At 75.9% G+C, this 25,760-nt stretch carries 21 protein-coding genes and 2 pseudogenes; 9 read left to right on the top strand and 14 right to left on the bottom strand.

The features are described 5' to 3' along the window. Positions 1 to 94 precede the first annotated feature (94 nt). Positions 95 to 721, bottom strand: a complete 627-nt coding sequence (locus AB0442_RS33915; protein WP_366167437.1) for a response regulator transcription factor — start codon at positions 719 to 721, stop codon at positions 95 to 97. Between the two features lie 213 nt (positions 722 to 934). On the opposite strand from AB0442_RS33915, the gene AB0442_RS33910 reads away from it, so the two are divergent. After that, a complete protein-coding gene (locus AB0442_RS33910) occupies positions 935 to 2,665 on the top strand; it encodes a GAF domain-containing SpoIIE family protein phosphatase (RefSeq protein WP_366167436.1) in 1,731 nt (576 codons plus the stop codon). A 10-nt stretch (positions 2,666 to 2,675) separates the two neighbouring features. Here the strand turns inward: AB0442_RS33910 and AB0442_RS33905 are convergent. Both AB0442_RS33905 and AB0442_RS33900 read right to left on the bottom strand, forming a co-directional pair. Continuing rightward, positions 2,676 to 3,770 (bottom strand): annotated as a pseudogene (locus tag AB0442_RS33905) (ATP-binding SpoIIE family protein phosphatase); the annotation flags it as partial. A gap of 228 nt (positions 3,771 to 3,998) precedes the next feature. Further along, a pseudogene (locus AB0442_RS33900) lies at positions 3,999 to 4,430 on the bottom strand (ATP-binding cassette domain-containing protein); the annotation flags it as partial. Between the two features lie 317 nt (positions 4,431 to 4,747). Here AB0442_RS33900 and AB0442_RS33895 point away from each other — a divergent pair. After that, positions 4,748 to 4,972 (top strand): hypothetical protein, encoded by a 225-nt coding sequence (locus AB0442_RS33895; RefSeq protein WP_344624723.1) that lies wholly within the window; start codon positions 4,748 to 4,750, stop codon positions 4,970 to 4,972. Here the strand turns inward: AB0442_RS33895 and AB0442_RS33890 are convergent. Then, positions 4,951 to 5,769 (bottom strand): peptidoglycan recognition protein, encoded by an 819-nt coding sequence (locus AB0442_RS33890; protein ID WP_366167435.1) that lies wholly within the window; start codon positions 5,767 to 5,769, stop codon positions 4,951 to 4,953. The genes AB0442_RS33895 and AB0442_RS33890 overlap by 22 nt on opposite strands. Before the next feature lie 330 nt (positions 5,770 to 6,099). On the opposite strand from AB0442_RS33890, the gene AB0442_RS33885 reads away from it, so the two are divergent. The 3 genes from AB0442_RS33885 (at position 6,100) to AB0442_RS33875 (ending at position 9,689) form a co-directional block, all read left to right on the top strand. Then, on the top strand, positions 6,100 to 7,095 hold the full coding sequence (locus AB0442_RS33885; RefSeq protein WP_366167434.1) for an endonuclease/exonuclease/phosphatase family protein: 996 nt from the start codon (positions 6,100 to 6,102) through the stop codon (positions 7,093 to 7,095). 86 nt (positions 7,096 to 7,181) lie between these two features. After that, the gene (locus AB0442_RS33880; protein WP_366167433.1) at positions 7,182 to 8,111 is read left to right on the top strand and encodes an NAD(P)-dependent oxidoreductase; all 930 of its coding nucleotides are present in this window, start codon (positions 7,182 to 7,184) and stop codon (positions 8,109 to 8,111) included. A gap of 105 nt (positions 8,112 to 8,216) precedes the next feature. After that, entirely contained in the window at positions 8,217 to 9,689 is a 1,473-nt protein-coding gene (locus AB0442_RS33875) for a S28 family serine protease (RefSeq protein WP_366167432.1), read from the top strand. 27 nt (positions 9,690 to 9,716) lie between these two features. On the opposite strand, the gene AB0442_RS33870 is transcribed toward AB0442_RS33875, so the two are convergent. Further along, positions 9,717 to 10,412 (bottom strand): pyridoxamine 5'-phosphate oxidase family protein, encoded by a 696-nt coding sequence (locus AB0442_RS33870; RefSeq protein WP_366167431.1) that lies wholly within the window; start codon positions 10,410 to 10,412, stop codon positions 9,717 to 9,719. A gap of 208 nt (positions 10,413 to 10,620) precedes the next feature. On the opposite strand from AB0442_RS33870, the gene AB0442_RS33865 reads away from it, so the two are divergent. Further along, complete coding sequence (locus AB0442_RS33865; RefSeq protein WP_366167430.1) at positions 10,621 to 13,008, top strand: glycosyl hydrolase family 65 protein; 2,388 nt, start codon at positions 10,621 to 10,623, stop codon at positions 13,006 to 13,008. A 35-nt stretch (positions 13,009 to 13,043) separates the two neighbouring features. Here the strand turns inward: AB0442_RS33865 and AB0442_RS33860 are convergent, their stop codons facing one another. The 5 genes from AB0442_RS33860 to nhaA form a co-directional block, all read right to left on the bottom strand. After that, complete coding sequence (locus tag AB0442_RS33860) at positions 13,044 to 13,895, bottom strand: YhjD/YihY/BrkB family envelope integrity protein (RefSeq protein ID WP_366167429.1); 852 nt, start codon at positions 13,893 to 13,895, stop codon at positions 13,044 to 13,046. 112 nt (positions 13,896 to 14,007) lie between these two features. Next, complete coding sequence (locus AB0442_RS33855) at positions 14,008 to 15,009, bottom strand: YihY/virulence factor BrkB family protein (RefSeq protein ID WP_366167440.1); 1,002 nt, start codon at positions 15,007 to 15,009, stop codon at positions 14,008 to 14,010. Between the two features lie 88 nt (positions 15,010 to 15,097). After that, the gene (locus tag AB0442_RS33850) at positions 15,098 to 15,439 is read right to left on the bottom strand and encodes a hypothetical protein (RefSeq protein ID WP_366167428.1); all 342 of its coding nucleotides are present in this window, start codon (positions 15,437 to 15,439) and stop codon (positions 15,098 to 15,100) included. A 106-nt stretch (positions 15,440 to 15,545) separates the two neighbouring features. Further along, positions 15,546 to 16,964 carry an MFS transporter gene (locus tag AB0442_RS33845; RefSeq protein ID WP_366167439.1) on the bottom strand — a complete coding sequence of 473 codons (1,419 nt, stop codon included), beginning with the start codon at positions 16,962 to 16,964 and terminating at the stop codon, positions 15,546 to 15,548. Positions 16,965 to 17,174: 210 nt separating this feature from the next. Continuing rightward, positions 17,175 to 19,004, bottom strand: a complete 1,830-nt coding sequence (gene nhaA / locus AB0442_RS33840) for a Na+/H+ antiporter NhaA (protein ID WP_366167438.1) — start codon at positions 19,002 to 19,004, stop codon at positions 17,175 to 17,177. Between the two features lie 297 nt (positions 19,005 to 19,301). On the opposite strand from nhaA, the gene AB0442_RS33835 reads away from it, so the two are divergent. Both AB0442_RS33835 and AB0442_RS33830 read left to right on the top strand, forming a co-directional pair. After that, the gene (locus AB0442_RS33835; protein WP_363545049.1) at positions 19,302 to 20,093 is read left to right on the top strand and encodes a hypothetical protein; all 792 of its coding nucleotides are present in this window, start codon (positions 19,302 to 19,304) and stop codon (positions 20,091 to 20,093) included. 94 nt (positions 20,094 to 20,187) lie between these two features. Continuing rightward, on the top strand, positions 20,188 to 20,370 hold the full coding sequence (locus AB0442_RS33830; protein ID WP_366167427.1) for an antitoxin: 183 nt from the start codon (positions 20,188 to 20,190) through the stop codon (positions 20,368 to 20,370). A gap of 139 nt (positions 20,371 to 20,509) precedes the next feature. Here the strand turns inward: AB0442_RS33830 and AB0442_RS33825 are convergent, their stop codons facing one another. The 3 genes from AB0442_RS33825 to AB0442_RS33815 form a co-directional block, all read right to left on the bottom strand. Further along, positions 20,510 to 21,331, bottom strand: a complete 822-nt coding sequence (locus AB0442_RS33825; protein WP_366167426.1) for an SDR family oxidoreductase — start codon at positions 21,329 to 21,331, stop codon at positions 20,510 to 20,512. 228 nt (positions 21,332 to 21,559) lie between these two features. Continuing rightward, positions 21,560 to 22,459 (bottom strand): hypothetical protein, encoded by a 900-nt coding sequence (locus tag AB0442_RS33820; RefSeq protein ID WP_366167425.1) that lies wholly within the window; start codon positions 22,457 to 22,459, stop codon positions 21,560 to 21,562. Beyond that, complete coding sequence (locus AB0442_RS33815; RefSeq protein ID WP_366167424.1) at positions 22,456 to 23,511, bottom strand: SPFH domain-containing protein; 1,056 nt, start codon at positions 23,509 to 23,511, stop codon at positions 22,456 to 22,458. Before AB0442_RS33815 ends, AB0442_RS33820 begins: the two co-directional genes overlap by 4 nt. Before the next feature lie 262 nt (positions 23,512 to 23,773). On the opposite strand from AB0442_RS33815, the gene AB0442_RS33810 reads away from it, so the two are divergent. Next, positions 23,774 to 24,145: a hypothetical protein gene (locus AB0442_RS33810; protein ID WP_344624737.1), complete on the top strand. Its 372-nt coding sequence runs from the start codon at positions 23,774 to 23,776 to the stop codon at positions 24,143 to 24,145. Between the two features lie 30 nt (positions 24,146 to 24,175). On the opposite strand, the gene AB0442_RS33805 is transcribed toward AB0442_RS33810, so the two are convergent. Then, positions 24,176 to 25,708 (bottom strand): serine/threonine-protein kinase, encoded by a 1,533-nt coding sequence (locus AB0442_RS33805; RefSeq protein WP_366167423.1) that lies wholly within the window; start codon positions 25,706 to 25,708, stop codon positions 24,176 to 24,178. Positions 25,709 to 25,760 lie beyond the last annotated feature (52 nt).

The following is a 25,760-nucleotide window of genomic DNA, read 5'->3' as shown; positions in this document are numbered from 1 at the left end:
AGATCGAACCGCACGGCCCCATCGAGACCGAAGCAGCCCGCCGCCTCGCCGACGACCTCAAGAACCAGTAATCATCCGATTACCCAACACTTTCTCAGGCGGGATCGCGCGGGTCGCCCGGGAGGATGTCGTGGGCGAGGGCGAAACGGGTCAGGTCGACGCGGCGGCGGGAGCCCACCTTGTCGCGGAGGCGGTCCAGGTGGGAGTGGACGGTGTGCTCGCTGATGCCCAGCCGCCGGGCGATGCCGTGGTCGGTCTCGCCGCCGGCGAGCAGCGCGAGGATCTGCCGTTCCCGGTCGGTGACCCGGGTCTCGGCCTCCGGCCAGGGGCGGAGGGCGAGATCGGCGGAGACGTAGGAGCAGCCGGCGGCGACCAGGCGGATCGCGGCGAGCAGTTCGATCTCGCCCGCCTGCCGGCTGAGGCAGCCGCGGGCGCCGGCCTGCATCGGGGGCAGCACGTCGCGCTGCGAGTCGGAGCACAGCACCAGCACGGCCAGGCCGCGGCCGGCGAGCCGGTGGGCGGCCTCGGCGAGCTCGCCGGGCGGTAACTTCAGGTCGAGCAGGACGACGTCGCCCGCTTCGAGGTCGGCCTCGGCCTCGTGCACCGACGCCGCACCGACCGCGCAGACCAGGTCCTCCGCGGCGTCCACGGCCTGGGCCAGGCCGCGCCGGAAGAGCGGACAGTCACCGATGACGGCGACACGTCTCAGGTCTGTGCTCATGGGTGGTCCTCGGCCGGGGCGGCGCACGGTCGCGCCGCGGCGCGGGGCCACGGCTCGCCCGCACAGCTCCAGTGTTCGCCCTGACCGGCGGCCCGGCACCCGGAACCGGGCCCGGTGGTCCCGCGCGGGCCGGGCCGGGGCGGCATTGGATGCGCCCGGCTCCGGCCCGCGTGATCCTGGGCAGTGGGGTGCCGACACGGCCGAGGAGGCGCGTTGCACGCGGAGGCTTCGGGCCGGGACGCCGCCGCCTCGATCGCCGCGCGGGACTCGATCGACCGGGCGGCGGCCGCGCTGGCCACGGGCGGCGAGGAGCTGCTGCGGCACGTCCTGACGGACGCCCCGGTCGGCCTCGCGCTGGTCGGCCCGGACCTGCGCTGGCGCTGGGCGAACCCGGTGTTCTGCCGCACCGCGGCGGTCGGCCCGGAGCGGCTGCTCGGCCGGGCGGTGGCCGCCACCGCGCTCGCCGCCGCGGCGCCCGCGCTGGACGCGGTCCTCGTCGACGGCAGCCCGCGCGAGCCGTCCGCCGGGCACCCCGCGGTGCCCCGGCTGCGGCTGCGCGCCCGGCGGCTGGTGATCGGCGGCCGGACGGCCGGGCTGGTGGTCGCCGCGCTCGGCCCGGCCGAGGAGCCGCGGCCGCCGGCGACCGGACCGGACCTGCCGCACGAGCTGGAACAGGCCCGGATCCGGCTGGCCGTGCTGGACGCCGCCGCCGGCCGGATCGGCACCACCCTGGACGTCGACACCACCTGCGTGGAGCTCGCCGACTTCACGGTGCCCGCACTGGCCGACCTGGCGACCGTCGAGCTGCTGGCGCCGGAGGCGGTCGAGCGCGGGGCACCGGGCGGCACGCTGCGGCTGCACCGGGCCGCCGCGGTCTGCACGGCCGCCCTGAAGCCGTACCTGGCCCCGCTGGCCCGCCCCGGCGAATCGGTGCGCCACCCGGAGGGCTCGGCCGTCGCCCGGTGCCTGCGCACCGGCCGTCCGGTGGCCGCGCCGGTGCGGGAGGGCACTTGGCCCGGCTCCGCGGAGGAGGCCGGCCCGGCCGCGTACCGGGCGGCCGGGCTGGACTCGGTGCTGGCCGTCCCGCTGACCGCGCGCGGCCGCGTCCTCGGGGTGCTGTCGCTGGCCCGCGCCGGCGAGTCCGCGCGGGCCTTCACCGAGGACGACACGGTGCTGGTCGGCGACCTCGCGGGGCGGGCCGCCGTCGGGATCGACAACGCCCGCCGCTACACCCGTTCGCAGGGCATCGCCCTGCAGCTGCAGCGGGCGCTGCTCGCCGAGCCGGGCAACCCGCATCCGAACCTGGAGCTCGCCTCCCGCTACCTGCCCTCGGGCACCAGCTCGGTGGTGGGCGGCGACTGGTACGAGACCGTCCGGCTGCCGTTCGGGCGGACCCTGCTGGTGATGGGCGACGTCATGGGGCACGGCGTGGAGGCCGCGGTCGACATGAGCACCTACCGCTCGATGCTGCGGGACGTGGCCGGGATGGACCTGCCGCCGCACCGCATCCTGCGCCAGCTGGACGCGCTGATCTCGGAGAACGAGTCCTCGCGTCCGGCGACCTGCCTGCTCGCGCTCGCCGACCCGGGCCGCAACCGGTGGACGTTCTCCAGCGCCGGCCACCTGCCGCCCGCGCTCGTCCTCGCGGACCGGCCGACCGACCTGGTCGCGGTGCCGACCGGCCCGCCGCTCGGCACCGGCCTCGGCGGCTACCAGCAGCAGGCCCGCGAACTGCTGCCCGACCAGGTGCTGCTGCTGTACACCGACGGCCTGGTGGAGCGGCGCGGCGAGGACATCGACGCCTCGCTGGCCCGGCTCGCCGCGCTGCGGCTGCCCGCCGCCGGCGACCTGGACGACCTGCTGGACTCGGTGCTGCACGCGCTGACGCCGGAGGCCGCGGAGGACGACGTGGCGGTGCTCGCGGCCCGGGTCCGCCGGCGCTGACCGATGCGTCTCAGGGCAGGTTCTGCTCGGCCCAGATGACCTTGCCGGTGTCGGTGTAGCGGGTGCCCCAGCGCTCGGCGATCTGCGCGACCAGGAACAGGCCGCGACCGCCCTCGTCGGTCGAGGAGGCCTGCCGCAGCCGCGGCGAGGTGCTGCTGCCGTCGGACACCTCGCAGATCAGCGACCGGTCGAAGAGCAGCCGCACCCGGATCGGGCCGGCGGCGTGCCGGATCGCGTTGGTGACCAGTTCGCTGAGGACGAGTTCCGTGCCGGGCTCCAGCAGCTCCAGGTCCCAGCGGCGCAGCTGGGCGCTGGCCGCGGCCCTGCTCTCGGCGACGGCCGCCGGGTCGGCCGGCACCGCCCACTCGGCGACCCGGTCGGCGGGCAGCGCGCGGGTGCGGGCGACCAGCAGCGCCACGTCGTCCTCCGGGCGGTGCGGCAGGAGTTCCTCCAGCACGGCCCGGCAGGTCTCCTCCGGGCTGCGGTCGGCGTGCGAGAGCGAGGCGCGCAGCAGCTCGAGCCCGATGTCGATGTCCCTCGTCCGGGCCTCCACCAGCCCGTCGGTGTAGAGCACCAGCTGGGCGCCCTCGGGCACCTCCAGCTCGGCGGTGGTGAACGGCATGCCGCGCAGGCCGAGCGGCGGGCCGACGGGCGTGTCGGGGATCTCCACCGTGCCGTCCGGGTGGACGAGGACGGCCGGCAGGTGACCGGCCCGGGCCAGCCGGCACCGCCGGGAGACCGGGTCGTAGATGGCGTACAGGCAGGTGGCGCCGATGATGGCGCCCTCCATGCCGCCGGCCGTCTCCTCCTGGTCGATCCGGCTGACCACGTCGTCGAGGTGGGTCAGCAGTTCGTCCGGGGCGAGGTCGAGCGCCGAGAAGTTGTGCACGGCGGTGCGCAGCCGGCCCATGGTGGCGGCGGCGTGCAGGCCGTGGCCGACGACGTCGCCGACGACCAGCGCGACCCGGGCGCCGGAGAGCGGGATCACGTCGAACCAGTCGCCGCCGACGCCCGCGTGCGCGGGCAGGTAACGGTAGGCGGCGTCCACGGCGTCCTGCTCGGGCAGGCCGCGCGGCAGCAGGCTCTGCTGCAGGGTGACGGCCATCGGGTGGCTGCCGGTGATCGCGGCGGTGATCTGCTCCTGGGTGGTGTACTTCGCCTCGAACACGCCGTTGTTCCGGCCGAGCCGCAGCACCGCCACCCGGTCGGCCACGGCCTGCACGTCGTCGAGGTTGTGGCTGATGACGATGACCGCGTGGCCCTGCTCGCGCAGCCGCCGGATCAGGTCGAGGGTCTGCGAGCTCTGCTCCAGGCCGAGGGCGGCGGTCGGCTCGTCGAGCATCACCAGCTTGGGGTCGCCGATCAGGGACCGGGCGATGGCGACGGCCTGGCGCTGGCCGCCGGAGAGGGACAGCACGGGGATCCGCAGGCTGGGCAGCCGCACCGAGAGGCGCTGCAGCAGGGCGCGCGAACGCCGCTCCATCTCGACCTCGCGCAGCGTCCCGAAGCGGCGCAGCTCGCGGCCGAGGTAGAGGTTGGCGACCACGTCGAGGCTCTCGCAGAGCGCGAGGTCCTGGTAGACGGTGGCGATGCCGAGCTGCTGGGCATCGCGGGGCCGTCGCAGCTCGACCGGCCGGCCCTCCCACGCGATGACGCCGGAGTCCGGGGCGCTCACCCCGGCGATCGCCTTGATCAGGGTGGACTTGCCGGCGCCGTTGTCGCCGACGAGCGCGAGCACCTCGCCGTGGACGACCTCCAGGTCCACGTCGCTGAGGGCCTGCAGGGTGCCGTACCGCTTGGAGATCCCGCGCAGCGACAGCAGCGGCACGCGGGCCACCCGGCCACCTCCACTCTCCCCGATCCGTCTGCTGGTGCCACGAGTCTGCCGCCTGGCCGGGCCCGGGTGCGTCACCAACGCGCGGCGACCGCCCGAGCGGCCCCGCCCGGAGCCGCGGACGGGGTCCGTCCCGGCGACCGCGGGGGGCTGCCGCGTGCCCCGGGGCGGGCGTCGGCGGCCCTCGGAGCCGCCGGCTCGGCCAAGGCCCTCGCACAGCCGCCCGAACGCCTCCTACACTCCCTGCCGTGGAGAACCTGAAGTGCACGCAGTGCAGTGCCGTCGGGCTGGAGCCGGGCTTCGTCGAGGACACCGGCCAGTCGTCCTACGGCTACGCCCGGTGGATACCGGGTGTGCTGGAGCGCGGCATCTTCGGCGTGGCGAAGCGGATGGGCAAGCCGCGCTGGCAGGTCGACGCCTTCCGCTGCCCGGCCTGCGGCCACCTGGAGCTCTACGCGGTCAAGCCGGTCTGAGCCGCCGCCGGGGCCTGCGGTGCGCCGGAGGCGGCCGCGGCCTCCTGCTGGAGGCGGCGGGCCCGGTCGACGATGTCGGGGATCGCGGCGTACAGCGACTCGCCCGGGCAGAGGGTGTAGAAGGCGTCCCGGTGGCCGGAGACCGCGTTGAACGCGTGCCGGGCGCCGACCGGGAACCGGCTGCCGCTGTTGGTGGAGGTGAGTTCGGAGCGGCCGTCGGCGCGCACCCCGTGCAGGCCGAGCTTCCAGGCCGCCAGCCGGGCGATCGAGTCCAGCACGGCCTGCGGGACCTCCGTCCCGGCGTTGTACGTGCCGATCGCCGCGATGCCGACCGTGTCGCGGTTGAAGCCCATGGTGTGGGCGCCGACGACCGGGCGGTCGACGCCGCCGAGGCGGCCCTCCCAGATCCGGCCGAAGCGGTCGACGAGGAAGTTGTAGCCGATGTCGTCCCAACCGCGGAACTCCAGGTGGTCGCGGTGGATCGCCCGCAGGATGTCGGGCACCTCGTCCGCGGTGTAGGAGTTCGGGTCGTCGGTGTGGTGCACGAGCACCGCCCGCACCGCCCGGTCGTACTGCACCTTCGGCACCGGATCCACGGACTGCCAGGCGGAGCGCAGTACGATCGGCGGCTCGGCCGGGACGGGGAGGGCCGCGGCGGCCGGCGGCACCGCCGCCGCGGGCGGGCCGTCGGCGGCGGCCGAACGGCGCGGGCGGGCCATGGCCGGCAGCGCGGTCACGGCCCCGGCGGCGACGGCATGCAGGGCACGGCGCAGCACCAGACGACGGTTGATGTCCATGCCACGGAAGCTACGGTCCGCCCGTCGGCCCCGCACCTTGTCGCCCGCGTGTCCGGTCCGTCCGCCGTACCTCCTACGCCGACCGGGTCCGTCAAGGCTCCTGACCGCCCGTCGGGCTGACCCTCCGTCGCCCGCGGCGGGTCCGGGCGTGTCGCGGGGGCCTCCCGGCCGGCCGTGACGACCGGCGGAACCGTCCGGCCCCGTCCCCGCGTCTCCAGTCGACGTCGCCGCCCGGTGATCACCGCGGAGGCGGTGCCGGGCGGTGCGGCGGCGGTCGAGCGGCGCCCGGTGCGCGGGCGCGGGAGGCGGGAGTGTCGGATGGTCGGTGTTGTGACGGAGGTCGAGGCCCCTGCTGCGCCGCCGGCCGCGCCCGGGTGGCTGCGTGCGCTGCGGCTCGCCGTGCTGGCCTGCTGCGCGCTGGTGCTGCTGGTGCCGGCCGCGCTGATCGTGGTGCGGCTCGGCGGGCTGGACGACGGGACGGACCTGTCGCTGCCGGTCGCGGGCGTGCCGTACGTGGCGCTGCTGAGCGTGCTGGTGCTGTTCACCACGGCACTGCTGCGGTCCCGGGCGCTCACGGCGGTGGCCCTCGCGCTGACCGCGGTGCAGCTGTTCTGGCTGGTGCCGCGGTTCGTCGGGGACGGGGGCGGGGTGCCGACGTCCGCGCCGCGGCTGCGGCTCGCCACCAGCAACGCCTACCTGGGGCAGGTGGATCCGGCGGCGCTGGTCCGGCTGGCCCGTGAGGAGCGGGTGGACGTGCTCGCGGTCGAGGAGTCGAACCCGGGTCTGGCGAACGCCCTGGAGCGCGCCGGGATGGCCGGGGTGCTGCCGTACAAGGTGGCGGGCCGCTACTCCGACACGGCGCTGTACTCGCGGCTGCCGCTCTCCGCGGCCCGGGTGGCGGACGCGCCGTTCTCCGACGAGCCGACCTCGGCCGAGGTGGCGGTGGAGGGCCGTACCGTGCGGGTGGTCGCCGTGCACACCTACTACCCGCTGGGCGATTCGCGGAAGTGGGCGGCCGGTTTCGACGCGCTCCGCTCGGACGTGGCGGGGCGGGCTCGCAACGCCGTCCTGCTCGGTGACTTCAACGCCACGCTGGACCACACGCCGATGCGGCGGTTGCTCGGCACCGGCCTGACCGACACCCACGCCGAGCTCGGCCGGGGTTTCGACGGCACCTGGCCCGCGGACCGCCCGGTGCTGCCGCCGGTGCTGCAGCTCGACCACGTGCTGCACGGCGACGGGCTGAAGGCCGTCACCGTCGCCGAGCGCACCCTGCCGGGCACCGACCACCGGGCGGTGGTCGCCGAACTCGCCGTCACCGGCTGACGGCCGCCGGGTACGCCTACGATCACCGGTACGACCCCGCGGGGCCCGGCCGGGCCCCGCGGACCACGAGGCAGGGAGTCGGCACGGTGGACGTGGGATTCGTCGGTCTGGGCACGATGGGCCGCGGGATGGTCCGGCAACTGCTGGCGGCCGGACACCGGGTGACGGTGTGGAACCGGTCGCCGGAGCCGGTGCGGGAGCTCGTCGCGGAGGGCGCCGCGGCGGCCGACGGGCCGGGCGGGGTGTGGCGGTGCCAGGCCGTGGTGTCGATGCTCGCGAACGACGCCGCGGTGGAGTCGGTGCTGCTCGACGAGAAGGCGCTGGCCTCGGCGGCGGCCGGCCTGCACGTCAACATGGCCACCGTCTCCCCCGCGCTGGCGCGCCGGGCGGCGGAGCTGCACGCCCGGCACGGGGTGGCCTACGTGGCGGCGCCGGTGCTGGGCCGCGGCGAGGTCGCCGCGGCCGGCAACCTGGCGATCCTGGCGGCCGGTCCGGCCGACGCGCTGGACCGGGCCGCCCCGCTGTTCGAGGCGATGGGGCGGCGGACCTGGCGGCTCGGCGACCGGCCGGAGATCGCCAACACGGCCAAGATCTGCGCCAACTTCGTGCTGGTCTCGGCGGTCGAGGCGGTGGCGGAGGCGACCGCGCTCGGCGAGGCGAGCGGGCTGGCCGCCGAGGACCTGCTGTCCGTGCTGACCGGCACGGTCTTCCCCGGCCCGGTGTACGAGGGGTACGGCGCGATGATCGCCGAACGGCGGTACGAGCCCGCCGGGTTCCGGCTCGACCTGGGGTTCAAGGACGTCGGCCTGGCGCTGGACACCGCGGCCGCCGCCCGGGTGCCGATGCCGCTCGCCGGAGTGCTGCGCGACGCCCTGCTGGAGGGTGTGGCGCACGGCCGCGGCGGCCAGGACCTGGCGGCGCTGGGCGAGACCTCGCGGCGCCGCGCCGCCCTCCCCCGGGAGGACGCGGGCGCACCGGGCGAAGGCGGCGCGCCGGACCCCGATCCGCGAACATGACATTCCGTCAAAACCCTTGTGGCCGGGCCGGGCCGCGCCTAGGTTGTGCGACGGGTTAAACGCACTTACACCGTCGCTTGACTTCGCCGCCCCGGGAGACCCCTGTTGCGCAGCCGTCTGTGGACCACCCTCGCGGCGGGCCTCGTGTCCGCCTGTCTGCTCCCCGCCCCCGCGTTCGCCGCGGACGGCCCGGCCCGCACCGGCGCGCCCGCCGCCGCGGCCGCGACCCGGGACACCGACCTCAAGGACCGGCTCGCCGCGGTCCCGGGCATGACCGTCGTCCAGGAGAAGCCGGTCGACGGCTACCGCTTCTTCGTGCTGACCTACACCCAGCCCGTCGACCACGACCACCCCGGGCGCGGCAGCTTCCAGCAGCGGCTCACCGTGCTGCACCGCGGCGCCGACCGGCCGACCGTCCTCTCCGCGAGCGGCTACGGACTGCCGGCCGACCCCGGCCCGTCCCGCTCCGAGCCCACCCGGCTGCTCGACGCCAACCAGGTCTCCCTGGAGTACCGGTTCTTCCGCGGCTCGGAGCCCGCCACCGGCGGCGACTGGTCGACCCTGAACGTCCGTCAGGCCACCGCCGACCAGCACGCGGTCTTCACGGCGCTGAAGGCGCTCTACCCCGGCCGCTGGATCGCCACCGGCGGCAGCAAGGGCGGCATGAACGCCGCCCACTACGAGCGGTTCCACCCTGGCGACATGGACGGCACGGTCGCCTACGTCGCCCCGGACGACGCCGCCCGGCCCGGCGACCGCGCCTACGCGGACGTCATCCGCAGCAACGGCACCCCCGAGTGCCGGGCCGCGATCGCCGGCGCCCAGGTGGAGGCGCTGCGTCGCCGCACCGCGCTCACCGCCCGCTACGAGCAGTACGCCCGCGACAACGGCTACACCTTCTCCGCCGAGTACATGGGCAGCGCCGACAAGGCCCTGGAGGCCGTTGTCGTCGACACGCCGTGGGCGTTCTGGCAGTACGGCACCGAGGCCGACTGCGCGGCCGTCCCCGGCCGGGACGCCACCGACCAGCAGCTGTGGGACTGGTTCGACGCCGTCGACGGCTTCTCCTTCTACACCGACCAGACGCTCTCGTACTACGCGCCGTACTACTACCAGGCGGCCACCGAGCTCGGCGCGCCCGAGGTGGCGTACCCGCAGCTCAAGGGCCTGCTGAAGTACCGGATCTCGGTGTGGGACTACATCCCGGACAAGGTCGCCCGGCGCCCCTTCGACCCGGGCACGACCCGGGACGTCGACCGCTGGATCCGCCGGAACGCCCGCAACACCCTCTTCGTGTACGGCGGCCGGGACCCGTGGAGCGCCGAGCGCTTCTCCGTCTCCGCCCGGACCCGCGACAGCCACGTGCTGACGGTGGCCGACGGCAACCACGGCGCCTCGATCACCGCCCTCGCCCCGGCCGACCGCACCCTGGCCACCGACGCCCTGCTCCGCTGGGCCGGCCTGCCCCCGGCCGGCGGCAGCGGCCTCACGGCGTCCCCGGCACCGGCCCCGTACGACGCCGTCCTCGACGCGCCCGACCCTGCCGAACGCCACCGCCTGCCCGGCCTGCCCGGCTGACCGCTCCGGCGGTGCCGGTCCGGTTCCTCACGGCCCGGCGCCGCCGTCCCGCCCGTCGGCCGGTCCGACCACCCGGCCCGTCACCCGCTCCGGGACGATCCGGATCCACAGGCTGCGGTGGCCGCCCGCCCAGGGCTCGGCGGCGGCGAGCCCGGTCAGCCGCTGCTGGGCCTCCGGCTCGCGGACCCGCTCCGCCCGGCCGCCGAGCAGGACGCTCCAGCCGCTGCGACGGCGGTCGTCGACCCGGTCCACCTCGAAGGCGACGTCCTCCCCGGCCGCGGCGGCCGCAGCGCCGAAGTCGGCGGTGCGGTAGGCGACCGCCCTGCCGTCCACGGTGTAGTTGACCGGCAGGACGAGCGGGAACCGCTCCCCGGGAAGAGCGATCCGGCCGACGCCGTGGGTGCCGAGCCGCTCCCAGCACTCCTGCTCGGTGAGCCTGAGCAGTCGGGCGCGGGCGGGGGCCGGCGAGAGGCCGGGCGGAGCGTCGGCGCGGCCCTCGACGAGGTCGACCTGGCTCAGGCCGAGGACCCGGGCCAGCCGGAAGACGGCGTCGGGGTCGAAGTCCGGACCGAAGTCCAGCAACTGGCCGAAGTAGCGCGGCGACATGCCGGCCTTGGCGGCTGCCTCGTCCTGGCTCAGCCCGAGCTGGCGGCAGCGGGTGACGACCCGCCGGGCGATGTCCTCCGGGTGGCCGGTGGCCGGGGTGCTGCCGATCTCGTCCATGTGCGCTGACCGTTCGTGCGACGTCGCTCCGGTGTCCCCGTTCCAGCGTCGGACCGCGGCGCCGCGAACGCCAGGCCGGAGGGTCGGTCACGGGCCGAACGGCCCCACCGCCCGGCCTCCGGACGACCGGCGGCAACCGGATGCGGCCGCCCGAACGGCGGCATAGCGTGGCTGCCCGGGGATGCCGTCGCGAGGGTGAGGTGGAGCGGTGCGCCGTCCCGCGGAGGACTGGCAGCTCGCGTACGAGGGCTTCGACCCGGCCGCGGAGGGCGTGCGCGAGACGCTCTGCGCGGTGGGGAACGGCTACCTGGTCACCCGCGGCGCCGCACCGGAGTCCACCGCCGACGGGGTCCACTACCCGGGGACGTACCTGGCCGGCTGCTACGACCGCACGGCCACCGCCGTCGGCGGGCGGCAGGTCGAGAACGAGGACCTGGTCAACTGCCCCAACTGGCTGCCGCTCACCTTCCGGCCGGCCGGCGGCACCTGGTTCACCGGCCCGCCCGCGGCCCAGCGCCTGGTGCTCGACCTGCGCCGGGGCGTCCTGACCCGGCACGCCCTGGTGGAGGACGGCGAGGGCCGGCGGACCCGGCTCGTCCAGCGGCGGATCGCCAGCCAGGCCCGGCCGCACCTGGTCGCCCTGGAGACCGAGCTGCTGCCGGAGAACTGGTCCGGGCCGCTGGAGGTCCGCTCGGCGCTGGACGGCACCGTCACCAACTCCGGCGTGGCCCGCTACCACGGGCTGACCAGGCACCACCTCCACCCGGTGGAGCAGGGCGCCGGACCGGACGGCCTGCTCCTGCTGGAGGTCGCCACCGCCGACCCGCCGCGGCGCATCGCCCTCGCCGCCCGCACCCGCGCCCACCGGGCCGGCGCCCCCGTCCCCGTCGTCACCGCCGTGCACACCGAACCCGGCCGGGCGGCGCAGATCCTCACCGTCGGCGCGGAGCAGGGCGTGCCCGTCACGGTGGAGAAGACCGTGGCCGTCTGCACCGACCGCGACCCGGCCGCCGGGGACCCGCTGCACGCCGCGACCGTGCTCGCCGCGTCGGCCGGGGACTTCGGGCAGCTGGCCGACGAGCACGCGCTGCGCTGGGCCGAGCTGTGGCGCCGCTGCCGGATCGAGGCCGACTTCGACGGGATCGGCACGCTCCGCCTGCACCTCTTCCACCTGCTGCAGACCTACTCCGAGCACTCCGTCGGCCTGGACGTCGGCATCCCGGCCCGCGGGCTGCACGGCGAGGCCTACCGCGGCCACGTCTTCTGGGACGAGCTCTTCGTCCTCCAACTGCTCGACCTGCGCTTCCCGGAACTCGCCCGGGCCGTGCTCGACTACCGGCACCGGCGGCTCGGCGCGGCCCGCAGCGCCGCCCGCGAGGCCGGACTGCGCGGCGCGATGTACCCCTGGCAGAGCGGCAGCGAGGGCCGCGAGGAGTCGCAGCGACTGCACCTCAACCCGATGTCCGGCCGCTGGCTGCCCGACCACAGCCATCTGCAGCGGCACGTCGGCTCGGCCGTCGCCTACAACGTCTGGCAGTACTACCAGGCCACCGGCGACCGCGGCTTCCTCGCCGACACCGGCGCCGAGATGCTCCTGGAGATCGCCCGGTTCTGGTCCTCGGCCGCCGAGTGGAACCCGGCACGCGGGCGGTACTCGATCCGCGGCGTGCTCGGCCCGGACGAGTACCACGACGCCTACCCGTGGGCCGACCGGCCCGGTCTGGACGACAACGCGTACACCAACGTGCTCGCCTCCTGGGTGCTGGCCCGCGGCCTGGACGCCCTCGACGCTCTGCCCGGCCGCCGGCGCGACGAACTGCTGGAACGTCTCGACCTCGACCGGGCCGAACGGGACCGCTGGCAGGAGGTCGGTCGGCGCCTGCACGTGCCCTTCCACGACGGCGTGCTCAGCCAGTTCGAGGGCTACGAACGGCTCGCCGAACTCGACTGGGAACGCTACCGGCGGCACTACCCCGACCTGCGGCGCCTCGACCGGATCCTGGAGGCGGAGGGCGACACCGTCAACCGCTACAAGGCCTCCAAGCAGGCGGACGCCCTGATGCTCTTCCAGCTGTTCTCCGCCCGCGAGGTCCGCGGCCTGCTGCGCCGGCTCGGCTACCCGGCCGGGGAGGAGCTGCTGCGCCGCACCGTCCGCCACTACCTGCCGCGCACCGTGCACGGCTCGACCCTCAGCGCGGTGGTGCACGCCTGGGTGCTGACCCGCTCGGACCGCCGGGCCTCCTGGCGGTTCTTCCGCGACGCGCTGGCCGCCGACCGCGAGGACCTGCAGGGCGGCACCACCGCCGAGGGCATCCACCTCGGCGCGATGGCCGGCACCGTGGACCTGCTGCAGCGCTGCTACACCGGCCTGGAGATCCGCGAGGACGCGCTCTGGCTCGACCCGCGGCTGCCCTCCGCACTGGGACGGCTGGAGCTGGACCTGCACTACCGCGGCCACCGGGGTGTGACGGTCGCGGTCGACCGGCGCACGGTGACCGTCTCGCTGCGCGAGGGCCGCGAGGAGCCGATCCGGGTCCGGCTGCGCGGTTCCTGCTTCACCGTGCACCCGGGCGAGCGCCGCGTCCTGTCGCTCTGAACCGGCCGGTCCTGCCCGGCGGGGCCGGGGCGTCCTCAGCGGGGGCCGCGGCGCCGCGGGGTGGGCGGGCGCTGCAGGGCCTGACCGGCCAGGGCGCCCGCGTACACGCAGTAGCCGACGCCGATCAGCCAGGACTGCACCACCAGCACGGTGCCGATCGCCCCGTAGGACACCGCGTTGGAGACGATCATCGGGGCGAACGCCAGCCGGGAGAACACCCGCAGCCCGACCAGGGCGCACACGGTCAGCACCGCCCCCGGGAGCAGCGCGCGCCAGGACGCCCGGGAGCCGAGCAGCAGCCGCGGCAGCCACCAGAAGAAGAGCAGCCCGCCGATCAGGGTCGCCGCCACCCGCAGGGCGGGCTGGGCGCCGGAGCGGTGCCACGGCACCCCGTTCCAGGCCGCCAGCAGCACGTAGCCGATCAGCCCGCCGAGGCCCACCACCTGGCGCCACACCGAGTGCCAGGCCCCCGGCGGCAGTTGCCAGATCCGCTCGTAGGCGTTCTGCACCGCCGCCATCAGCGACACCCCGAAGACCGCCAGGGCGGCGAGGCTCAGCCCGGTCGTGGTGGTGACGACCTCGCGGCGGGAGGCGAAGAGCTCGTCCACCGCGGCGGCCGAGCGGCCGGACAGTCCGAGGCCGTCGATCATCCAGTCGGCGATCCCGCTGCCGCTGGTAGGCGAGGCGGCGGCGATCACGACCAGCAGCGGCACCACGGTGACGAAGCAGAGCGCGGCGAAGGCCATCGAGCGGTGCAGCAGTTCGATCTCCCGGCCGCGCCGCCAGGTCTCCCGGGCCGCCTCGGCCAGCCGCGCCCGCGGACCGCCCTGCCGCGGGCCGCCGGACCGCGGCAGCGGCCGCCCCTGGAGGTGCTGGCCGCCGGTCACCGCGGGGCTCCCCCGTCCGGGCGACGCCGTACGGCCGGACGGCGGCGCGCGGGCCGCCGCCCCACCCCGCCGGGGTCGGTCCGGTGCGCCGCCATCGCTGGTTCCCCTCCGCTCAGGGGCCGCCACCGGAATCGGCGTCGTCCCAGGTCTCCGTGGAGCGCGGCTGGACGTAGGGCTCGTGCGTCCGCGGCAGGCCGCCCTGGACGGCGCGCGCCCGCGACAGCTCGGCGTCGAACTCCAGCCCCAACAGGATCGCCAGGTTCGTCAGCCACAGCCACACCAGGAAGACGATCACTCCCGCGAGGGTGCCGTAGGTCCGGTTGTAGGAGGAGAAGTTCGCCACGAAGGCGGCGAAGCCGGCGGACAGGCCGATCCAGAGCGCCACCGCGAGCACGCTGCCGGGCGACACCCAGCGGAAGCCGCGGCCGCGGACGTTGGGCGCGGCCCAGTACAGCAGCGCGATCATCAGCGTGACCAGGACGAGCAGCACCGGCCACTTGGCGATCGACCAGATCTGCACCCCGACGTCGCCGATCCCGAGCACCTCGCCGGCCCGCTGCGCGATCGGCCCGGTGAACACCACGATCACGGAGCTCCCGGCGAGCAGCAGCATCAGGACCACCGTCAGACCGAGCCGCAGCGGGGTCAGCTTCCAGGCCGGGCGACCCTCGCGGATGTCGTAGACCGCGTTGGCGGCGCGGATGAACGCGGCGATGTAGCCGGACGCGGACCAGAGCGCGCCGGCCAGGCCGAGGACGGCGAGGACGCCGCTGGTGCCGTGGCTGCGCCGCAGCCCCTCCACGCCGCCGCGGAGGATGTCCCGGGCCGGGCCGGGCGTCCAGGTGCGCAGGTTGTCGAGCATCTGCTCGGTGGCGGACCGCCCGACCAGGCCGATCAGCGAGACGAGCAGCAGCAGGGTCGGGAAGATCGCGAGGACGCCGTAGTAGGTGAGCGCGGCGGCCCGGTCGGAGAGGTCGTCGTCGAGGATCTCCCGTCCGGTACCGCGCAGTGCGTCCTTCCAGCCGCGGCGGCGCAGCCGGGTCGGCCGGTCGGGGGCACGGCGGCGCACCCGGGCGCTGGGCCCGGGTCGGGCGACGGTCCGTCGCCGGGCCAGCGTGTGTCTGCGAAGTCGGTCCACGCCCGCGCGTCTGTCCGTCCGCGGCGGATCCAACCGCCCGGCGGCTCCCGCCGGACGCACGGGGTCAGGCGGCCCCGGGGCCCGCGTCCGGACCGCGGCGGGCGCGGACGGCCCGGACCGCACGGGTGATGCCCCAGCCGAGCAGCCAGGGCAGCACCGTGATGCCGAGGACGTAGCCGCCGACGTACATGAGGTAGTCGCCGGGCTCCTTGCCCGGGCGGCAGGCGACGACGCCCAGGGTCACCACCGGCTCCAGCGGCAGCAGCACCGACCACAGCCGCGGCCACAGCCCCGGCTCGCGGGCGTTCCACACCCCGAGCGCGGCCATGACGAAGGGCCCGAGCGGGACCCAGAACACGACCGGGTAGAACAGCAGCACCCACCAGTCGTCCGACGCTCCACCCATCATGGGATCCCCCGGCGCCCGTGGCCGCCGCGTCTCCCGCCCCGGCGGCACCCCTGTGTGACGTACGGGGACCAGCATGCCGTACGGGTGCGACGGCGGGGTCAGGTCAGCGCAGGGCCTTCTCGGGCGGCGGCGGGTGGTGGCCGCGGATGTCGGCGGCTGCCACGGCGAGGGCCACCAGGACGAACGCGGCGGAGACGGCGATGCCGAGCTGGAAGGCGCCCGTCCAGGCGTCCGGGGCGCCGCCCGCGTGGCCGAGGAAGACCGAGCCGACCACCGCGATGCCGACGGCGGAGCCTATCCGCTGGGCGGTCTGCAGCACCCCGCCGGCACTGCCCGCCCGGACGACCGGGACCTCCTGCAGGGTGACCGTCTGGTTGGGGGCGATGACCAGGCCGCTGCCGGCCCCGGCGAGCAGCAGCGGCGCGGCGGTGGCCCAGCCGGTGCTGTCGCCCGAGGTCAGGTGGGCCGCGAGCGCGGCGCCGCCCAGGCCGACCAGCACGGAGGCCAGGCCGAGCGCGACCAGCCGCCGCCCGCGCCGGGCGACCAGTCGGCCGCCGACGGCCGCCGCCACCGCGGAGCCCACGGCGAACGGGGTGATCGCCAGTCCCGCGGCGAGCGCGGTGTAGTGCAGTCCGGCCTGCAGGTAGAGCGTGAAGACGAAGAAGACCGAGGTGAACCCGGCGAAGTACAGCAGTGAGAGCAGGGTGCCGGCGGCGTAGGAGCGGCGGGCGAAGAGGTCCATGCTGACCAGCGGTTCGCGGTGGCGCCCGTACCTGCTCTCCCAGGCGGCGAAGGCGGTGAGCAGCAGGACGGCGACGGGCAGCAGCAGCCAGCGGGCCCGGTCGTGCCACTGCTCCTGGACGAAGGGCAGCAGGAGGGCGGTGGTGCCGGCGCCCAGCAGCAGGATGCCGACCGGGTCGAGGTCGCTGTGGCGAGCACGGCCTGCGGGGCGGGGCGGCGGGTCCGGCAGCAGGCGGCGGGCGACCGGCAGCGCGGCGACGCCGATCGGGACGTTGACCAGGAAGACCCAGCGCCAGCCGTGCTGCGGGCCGGCGAGTTCGATGAGCAGTCCGCCGAGCAGCGGGCCGACGGCGGTGGAGATGCCGATGACGGCGCCGAGCATGCCGAAGGCCCGGCCGCGTTCGGGGCCGGGGAAGGAGGTCTGGATGAAGCCGGAGACCTGCGGCACGATGATGCCGCCGGCGAGGCCCTGGACCAGCCGGGCGGTGATCAGCCAGGCCTCGTTCTGGGCGGCGCCGCACAGGGCGCTGGCCGCGGTGAACAGGGCGAGGCCGGTCAGGAAGACGGCGCGCCGGTCGCGGGCGTCGCCGAGCCGTCCGGCGGGCACCAGGGCGAGGCCGAAGGCCAGGGCGTAGCCGCTGAGCACCCACTGCAGGCCGCTCTGCGACATGTGCAGGCCGGTGCGGACGGTCGGCAGGGCGACGTTGACGATGCTGACGTCGAGCAGGGTCATGAAGCCGGCGATCAGGCAGACCACCAGGGCGCGCCAGCGCTGGGGCACGGGCTCGGCGGACGTGTCGGGGAGGTCCGTGCGGGCGTCGGGTTGCGGGCCCCCGCTGCCGGGGCCGGCGCTGGCCACCTGGGGCCTCCTTCCGACTGCCGCGGCGGAGGCCGGGCCCCGGGTGCGCCGCGGGCCGACTCCGCCCCTCCGACCAGGGTGCACCCGGGCGGGGGCGGGCGCGTCGCCGTGCAGCGGTGGCGGGGGCGGGTCTCAGCGGACCAGGGCGGCCCGTTCGCGGGCGGCGCGGACCGCCTCCTTGAGGCTGGCGATGTCGTAGGCGCCGTAGTGCCGGCGCCCGTTGACGAAGAAGGTGGGGGTGCCGGAGACGCCGCTGAGGTCCGCCGAGTCGACGTCCTCGGAGACCCGGACGGCACCCGCCCGGGCCCGCAGGTCGACCTCGAACCGCTCGCCGTCCACCCCGACGGTCTCGGCGTACTTCAGCAGGTCGTGGATCTTCAGCGCCCCCTGGTGGGCCAGCAGCAGGTCGTGCATCTCCCAGTACGCGCCCTGCATCCCGGCGGCCTCCGCCGCCTCGGCGGCCAGCTGGGCGTGCGGGTGGACGTCGTTCAGCGGCAGGTGGCGCCAGACGTAGCGGATGTCACCGGCACCGGCCAGCAGCTCGCGGACGACGGGTTCGGCCTGGCCGCAGTACGGGCACTCGAAGTCGCCGTACTCGACGACGGTCACCAGCGCGTCGAGCGGGCCGCGGACGTGGTCGCGTTCGACGTCCACGGAGGCCGCCAGGTCGATGATGGACTCGGAGGTGCCGAGCAGCGCCCGCATCCGGCCGGTCCGCGGCATCAGCGCGATCAGCCGGGTGATCACCCAGGTCACGGCCGAGGCGCAGACCACCGCGGCCAGGATGCCGACCTTGGCCTCGTCCAGCAGCGGGCCGTCGAACGCCAGGGTGGCGATCAGCAGCGACACCGTGAACCCGACCCCGGCGATCGCGCCACCCGCCGCCACCGCGCCCCAGCCGACCGGGGGCCGCAGCCGGCCGCGGCTGAACGCGGTGGTGAGCAGCGTCGAGCCGAGGATGCCGACCGGTTTGCCGAGCACGTAGCCGAGGACGATGCCGAGCGTGACCGGCGAGTGCAGGGCCCGGGTCAGCTGCTCCCCGGAGAAGGTGATGCCCGCGTTGGCGAGCGCGAACAGCGGCACGATGACGTAGCTCGTCCACGGGTGGTAGACCTGCTGGAGCCGCTCGTTCGGGGAAATCGCGGTGGCGAGGCCGGCCCGCAGGGTGCGTTCCAGCTCCGGGGTGGGCTGCTCGCGGAACAGCCGGAACAGGTCGCTCGCCCGCTCCAGGTCGCCGCGGGACGCCGGGTAGGCGTACGTCAGCAGGCCCATCGCCAGACCGGTGACCACCGGGTCGACGCCCGACTTCAGCAGGGCGACCCAGAGCGCCACCGCGAGCAGCGCGTACACACCGCCGCGGCGCAGGCCGGCGGCCCGGGCCAGCAGGATCACCGCGAGGATGCCGAGGCCGGCCAGCAGGGCCGGCACCTCGATGCTGCCGCTGTACGCGACGGCGATGACGCCCAGGGCGACGAAGTCGTCGACGACGGCGACGGTGAGGATGAAGGTGCGCAGCGACTCCGGCAGCCGGCTGCCGAACAGGGCGAGCATGCCGAGGGCGAAGGCGGTGTCCGTGGACATCGCGGTGCCCCAGCCGTGCGGTTCGCCGTCCCCGGCGTTGACCGCGAGGAAGATCGCGACGGGGACGACCATCCCGAACACCCCGGCGATCAGCGGCAGCGCGATCCGGCGGCGCTCGCGCAGCTCGCCCATGTCGAACTCGCGGCGGGCCTCCAGCCCGACCACGAAGAAGAACAGCGTCATCAGGCCGCTGTTCACCCATTCGCGCAGGTCGAGGGAGATGCCGGCGTCACCCAGCCGCACGGCGAGGACGGTCTCCCAGAAGGACTCGTACGACCCGGCGGCGACGTTCGCCCAGACCAGGGCGGCCAGGGTGGCGGCGAGCAGGACGGCGGCGCTGCCGGTCTCGGTGCGGAGGAAGTCCCGCAGCGGGGTGCGCATGTCGGCACCGCAGGACGTCTGGCCGGAGTAGCGCGGCAGTTCTGAGGGGGCGGACACCCGATCATTCTCGCGCCGGAGGGGGTGTCCGCGCGGCGCACCGCCGGGGTCGGCGTGGTGACGGGGGTCACAGGGGGCGCCTCGGGTGCGTGGGACGGGTCGTTCATGGGACTGGTCGGGTGGAGCGGGCCGGTGGGCCGCGTACGGGTTTGCGGGGAGGGGTACGGGGACGGCATGGGACTGCTGCGCAGGCGACGGCCGGAACCGCCGGATGACGGAACGGGGGCGGCGGGGGCGGAGATGGGTCCGGAGGCCGCGGCGGAGGCGCTGGCCTCGATGTCGCGCGAGATGGAGGAGGGCTCGGAGTCGAGCCGGCGACGGGCCGCCCGGCGGGCCGGCGCGCTGGTGGCGTCGACGGTCCGGCTGCTGCTGCGCGGGGGTGCCGCGACGGCGCGGGTGACCTGGGTGGGCGGCCGGGCCCTGACCGAACGGCTGCTGCAGACCGCGCCGCGGATCCCGGTGCGGGACCTGGCCACGTTGCGGGCGCAGTACCCGAAGGCCGGCGACGCCGAGGCCCTGGCGGACCTGCTGGTGGCGGGGGCGCTGCGGGCCTCGGCCTCGGTCGGCGCCGGGGTCGGGGCGGCGGCGATGCTGCCGGTGCCGACGGCGATGGCCGCCGAGGTCGCGGCGGAGACGCTGGTGGTCGCGGCGGTCGAGATCAAACTGATCGCCGAGCTGCACCAGGTGTACGGCGTGCCCGCGGGCGGCAGCCCCGCGCAGCGGTCGGCCGCGTACGTCACGGCGTGGGCGGACCGGCGCGGGCTCGCCTCGGTGACGCCGTCGCATCCGGTGGGCGTGGCGGCGGTGACGGGGCTGGCGGTGGGCACCGAGGTGCGGCGCAAGGTGCGCAAGCGGCTGACCCGCAGCACGCTGCGCAAGCTGCCCACGCTCTTCCCGCTGCTGGTCGGGGCGGGGCTCGGTGCGGTGCTGAACCGCCGGGACACCCGGCGGCTGGCCGTCCGGGTCCGGGCCGACCTGCGGCGCCGGACGGATGCCGCACCCGGGTACTGGGCGGCCGCCGCACCGCAGTGAGCCGGTGCCGGGCGGCGCCGGGCGCCCTGGAGATGTGGATCTCGTCCGGGTCGGCGATGGTGGGTAGACCGGCAGCTCCGAAGGAGGAAGCCAGATGTCGATGCTGGACAAGCTCAAGAGCATGATGAAGGGCCACGAGTCCACTGCCCAGAAGGGTGTCGAGAAGGCCGGTGACGCCGTCGACGCCAAGACCCAGGGCAAGTACCAGGGCCAGGTGGACGCCGCCCAGCAGAAGATCAACGAGCACCTCGGCGAGCAGCCGCCCGAACAGCGGTAGCCCGGCCCCGGCCGCCGACGGCCGCCTCCCCGGTCACCCGGGGAGGCGGCCGTCGGCCGTTGCGGTGCCGGTCCGTCCACAGCTCCGCCGATCGGCGGCCCGGCTGCTCAGTGGCCCAGCGGCCCCACGGCTCAGTGGATCATCGGCCCAGGACGAGTGCGCGGGCGGCGGCGAGTTCGGCGCGGGCGGCCTCGTCGACGGCGGCGAGGAAGGCGTAGGCGTCCTCGCCGACGGGCACCCGGACGGGCGTCTCCTCGGCGGCGACCAGGCGGAGCACGTGGCGGGCGAAGTCCTCGGGGCGGCCGAGCTGCGGGTTGTCCCGCATGGCGTGCATGCCGTCGCGCATCGGGTCGGTGCCGGCGGCGTAGGCGGGCAGACGGGTCGCGGCCTGCGCGATGGCGTCGCCGTAGCCGGTGGAGAAGCCGCCCGGTTCGACGGCGGTGACCCGGATGCCGAGGGGTCCGGCCTCGGCGGCGAGGGCCTGGGTCATCCCCTCCAGGGCGTACTTGCCGGCGACGTAGGCGGAGAGGCCGGGGAAGGCCATCCGGCCGGCCAGCGAGGAGACGTTCACGATGTGGCCGGCGCCCTGGGCGCGCATCACCGGGAGGGCGAGCCGGGCGAGCCGCCAGGGGGCCACGACAAGGATCTCCAGCTGGTCGCGGAGCTCCTCGTCGGCGACCTCCTCGACGGTGCCGAACAGGCCGCTGGCGGCGTTGTTGACCAGGACGTCCAGGCCGCCGAAGCGGTCGACGGCGGTGGCGACGGCGGATTCGCACTGGCCCGGGTCGCGGATGTCCAGGGCGGCGGTGAGGACCCGGTCCGGGTGGCGGGCGGCCAGCTCGGCGAGGGTGTCCGGCTTGCGCGCGGTGGCCAGGACGTACTCGCCGGCCTCCGCCGCGGCGGTGGCGAGGGCGAGGCCGAGCCCCGACGAGCATCCGGTGACCAGCCAGCGACGTGCCATGTGGGAGGCCTTCCTGTCGGTGGAGGGGCTCCGACCGAGCCCCGGCCACTGTGGCAGAGCGGTGGACCACGACGCGCCGGGCGCGGACCGTCGCGCGGGGTCGCCCGGGGGCTCGTGGGAGCGCAGCTCACCTGCACCGCACGCCCCTCCGCCGGGCCCCGCCCCGCCGCCGAACGGTGGCCCCGTTCCACGCGCGGACGGGCCGACCGTGGGGCCGCCCGGTACGGCTCAGGTGAGCAGGCGGAGGCGTTCGGCGGCCACGCCGACGGTCAGGCGTTGGCCCCAGGCGAGTTGGAGGGCGTCGGACTCGACGCCGTCGCCGAAGACCACCAGGCGGTCGGACTCGACGACGACCTCCAGGCGTTCGCCGCCGGCCAGCAGCCCCTGGACCCGGTCGGTGCCGGTGGCCGGGGAGGGCCAGGCCTCGCGGACGAACCAGGCGACGGCGGCGCCGGTCGGCTCGGGCAGGCGCAGTTCGGAGCGGCGTTCGAGCCAGGCGGAGCGGCACCAGCCGGTCGCGCCCGTCCCGGTGCCGACGAGGATGCCGGAGGAGGCCTGGGCCTCGGCGGCGGCGCCCGGCGCGGTGAGCCGGTAGCGGGCGGTCTGGTGGCCGCTCTGGCCGAGGTAGACCTCGTTCAGGGCGAGGAGGCGCTGGCTGTCGTCGGCCACCGCCTCGACCATGGTGCGCTCCTCCAGCATTCCGGCGGCGCCCGGTCCGGCGGCGGCGCGCAGCAGCTCGGCGGCGTCGGCGGGCCGGTGCCGGACCAGGACTCCGGGGTTGCGGCCGGGGTCGGTGTCGATGCCGATGACGGGCTGCCCGGTCAGGTACTTGGCGGCGTTGGCGACCAGGCCGTCCTGGCCGACGACGACCACCAGGTCCTCCGGGGTGAAGAGGAACCGGTCGAGGTCGGCGCGCTCGACCCTGGTGCGCCGCCAGTCGCCGGGAATCGCCCCGGCGACGGCGGCGAGCGCCGCGCGGGTGCGGTCGTGGCGCTCCTCGGCCTCGGCGATCGAGCGGCCGCGGGAGTCCAGGAAGAACGCGGCCTGGCCGCGGGAGCCGTGCCGGGCGAGCAGTTCCTCGTACTCGGTGCGGCGGTGGACGAGCACCACCCGCGGGGCGAGGGTCATCGGGCACCGCCGTCGCCGTTGCCGGCGCCGACGCCGAGGCGGCTGAGCAGGCCGGTGAGGACGTCCGGGGTGAGGGTGACGCTGTCGATCCTCGGCAGGTGCTCGGCGAGGCGGATCACGGCGAGCGCCCGCAGCACCTCCGGGCCGGCCTGCTGGTGGGCGGCGAGCCAGGCCTGTTCGGCGGCGGCCTTCGCCTCGCCGAGGGCGCGTTCGGCCTCGGCGCGGGCCGCGGCGGTCAGCCGGTCGGCCTCGGCCTCGGCGGCGGCGAGCCGGGTGCGGCGGGCCGATTCGGCCTCGGCGCGGACGGCGTCCGCCTCGGCGTCCTGCTCGGCGCGGCGGCGGGCGTTGGCGCCCTCCTGGGCGACCAGTTCCTCCTCGCGGCGGGCGAGTTCGATCCGGTTGGCCATCTCGTTCTCGGCGATGGCGCGCTCCCGCTCGACGGCGAGGGCGCGGCGCTCGTAGGTGGCCCGGTCGGCCTCCTGCTGGACCTGCTCGCGGGCCGGGGTGCGCAGCGCCCGCTCGGTCTCGGCCTCGGGGCGGAGCGCGGTGACGCGGACGGCGATCACGGCGAGGCCGATCTCGGCGAGCCGGGCATCGCCGGTGAGGCCCTCGGCGATGCGGCGGCGCACGGCGGTGATGCCGTCGGTGAGGGTGCCGGCCAGCGGGGTCGCGGCGACGAGTTCGAGGGCGTGCTGCTGGGCGGTCTCGGTGAGCAGGGTGCCGATCTGTTCGAGCGGCTCGGCCCGCCAGGCGCCGGTGTCCGGGTCGATGCCGAAGTCGAGGCGTTCGGCGGCCACCGCCGGGTCGGTGATCCGGTAGGTGACGGTGGCCTGCACCGCGAGGTCCTGGTAGTCGGCCGTCCGGGCGTGGAAGAGCATCGCCAACTCACGGTCTTCGACCGGGACTTCGGAGATGGCCGCGGTGAGCGGGCGGAACCAGAAGGCGAGGCCGGTGCCCTGGTGGACGGGCCGGCCGCCGCGCAGGTGGCGGATGTGGGCGGTGGGCGCGGCCCTCAGGTGCCGGAATCCGAGTCGCCTGGTGATGTCGGCCATGGTGGTCCCTCCCGAATCGTTTTCGTCCAGATGACGATAACCAGGCCGAAGGGTTGTCGTCAATACGACGAAAAGAGGGTGGTCGGGAACCTCGACCCGAAACCCCCGCCCGGGGCCCCGGTCCGCGGCCGACACCCTGACAGATGTCAGGTACCGGGCAGACCGCGGCTCGGCTTTCCTGGAGTCAGACGGGGACGGCCACCGGGCCGCCCACCGGTCGGGGCCCCCTCCGGGGCCACTCCCACGACGCAAGGAGCGTTCCATGTTCGCTGTGCGCAAGCTCGCCCTCGCCGGAGCCGCAGCCGCCGTCGGTCTCGCCCTGACGGGCCTCGTCCCGGCCTCCGCCGAGGCCGCGAGCGGCTGCTACGGCATCGGCGGCGGCAAGTACAACTGCAACGTCTGGAAGACCGCACCGTCCTACTTCGCCGGCAACGTCCGCGCCGGCACCCTCAACGCGGGCACCAACTACTTCTACTGCCAGGCCGTCGGCAGCGAGGTCGTCGACGGCCCGTACCGCAACCACTGGTGGGCCAAGACCGACGACGACAGCGGCAACAAGGGCGTCTGGGTGAACGTCGTCTACCTCTCCGGCGGCGACAACGACCAGCCGGTGCCCGGACTGCCGAGCTGCTGACGCAGGCTCACCCACCCCGCCCGGGCGGGCTCACCGGCTGTACTCGGCGAGGTACTGCTCCACCTTCGCCACGTGCGGCCGGACCCGCTCGGGCACCCCGCGGGCCTCCGCGACGGACTTGTCGCTGGTGCGGTAGCCCGCCGCCAGCAGCCCCGGCAGGTCGTCCGTGAGCCCCCGGCGCTTGAACTGCTGCGCCAGCCAGCAGACGTACGAGCCCATCGAGATGATGGCGTCCGGCGGCGACATGTAGTCCTTGCGGCCGTCCAGGTCGCCGTCCTGCGCCCAGGCGTTGAACACGGCCGGCGTCCACATCGCGATGCCGTACTCCCCGGTCTCCGGCCGGGCGGCCTTCGGGTCGAAGCCGCTCTCCGCCTTCAGCATCGCGGCCAGCAGCACCGGGGTCACCTCCGGTTCGGGGCAGCGCCGGGCGGCCCGGGCGATCGGCTCGCGCAGCACCGCGGGCACGTCGGCGTCCGCGGGCAGTGCACCGGGCAGCGCGCCGGACGGACTGCCGATCGGGCTGCCGGAGGGGACCGCCCGCGGACGGCCCGGGCCGGTGCCGTCCGGCGACCCCGGGAGCACGGCCACCGCCGCGGCACAGACCAGCGCCCCCACCGCGGCGACGGCCACCGCCGGCGCCCAGCGCCGTCGCCGGGGCCGGCGGACCGGTGCCGACGCCGGCAACCGGGCGGCCAGGGCGGCCGCGTCCGCCGGACGTGCCGCCCGGTCCGCGGCCAGGCAGTCCGCGACCAGCGCCCGCCACTCCCCCGGCACCCGCTCGTCCAGCCTCAACCGCTCCCGGCCGCGGGCGTACGACTGCGCCGCCAGCGCCCTCGCCCTGGCCGCCGCGCCCGGGAAGGGGTGCGTGCCACCCGCGAACACCTGGTGCGCCAGCACCCCGAACGCCCAGACGTCGGCGCTCGGCCGCAACGCCACCCCCCGCACCCCGCTCCGCTCGGACCACCACTCCGGCGGCACGTGGTCGAGCGTGCCGAGCGGCGGGACGTAGGCGTGCGTGCCGTCGAGTTCGGCGGTCAGCCCGAAGTCCGCGAGCCGCACCGAACCGTCGGCCATCAGCAGGACGTTCCCCGGCTTGAGGTCGCCGTGCACCCAACCGTGCCGGTGCATGTGGGCCAGGCCCTCGCAGACCTCGGCGAGCAGCCGGGCACCCTCCGCGGGCGGCACCGCCCGGCCCTCGGCGAGCAGGTCGGCGAGGCTCCGCTCCGCCCGCTCCATCACCAGCACCACGGCGCCGTCCAGGCCCGGCCGTCCGGGGTCGCGGAGCACCGCGGTGGCGAACGTCCTGATCAGCCGCGAGTGTTCCGCCCGAGCACTGAACTCCGCCTCCCGCCGGGCGAGTTCGCTCGCCTGCCGACACTGGCCGGGAGCGAGCCGGGCGGCCGGCAGGATCTTCACCGCCGCCGGCGCCCCGTCCCGCCGCCGGACCGCCGCGTAGACCGCGCCCCAGCCGCCCGCACCGATCGGGCCGGTGATCCGGTGCCCGGCCACCCGGTAGCCGGGCGGCACCTCGGGCACCGGCCCGTCCGGGAACCCCGTGCTCACCCCGCACGCACCCCCCGGCTCGTCCGGCTCGTCCGGCTCACCCGGCTCACCC

It is taken from the genome of Kitasatospora sp. NPDC085895 (assembly GCF_040702125.1).
In the GTDB taxonomy this organism is placed as follows: Bacteria; Actinomycetota; Actinomycetes; order Streptomycetales; family Streptomycetaceae; genus Kitasatospora; species Kitasatospora arboriphila.
The sequence above is the reverse complement of the archived record's forward strand: the minus strand, read 5'-3'. Positions and strand labels throughout refer to the sequence as shown.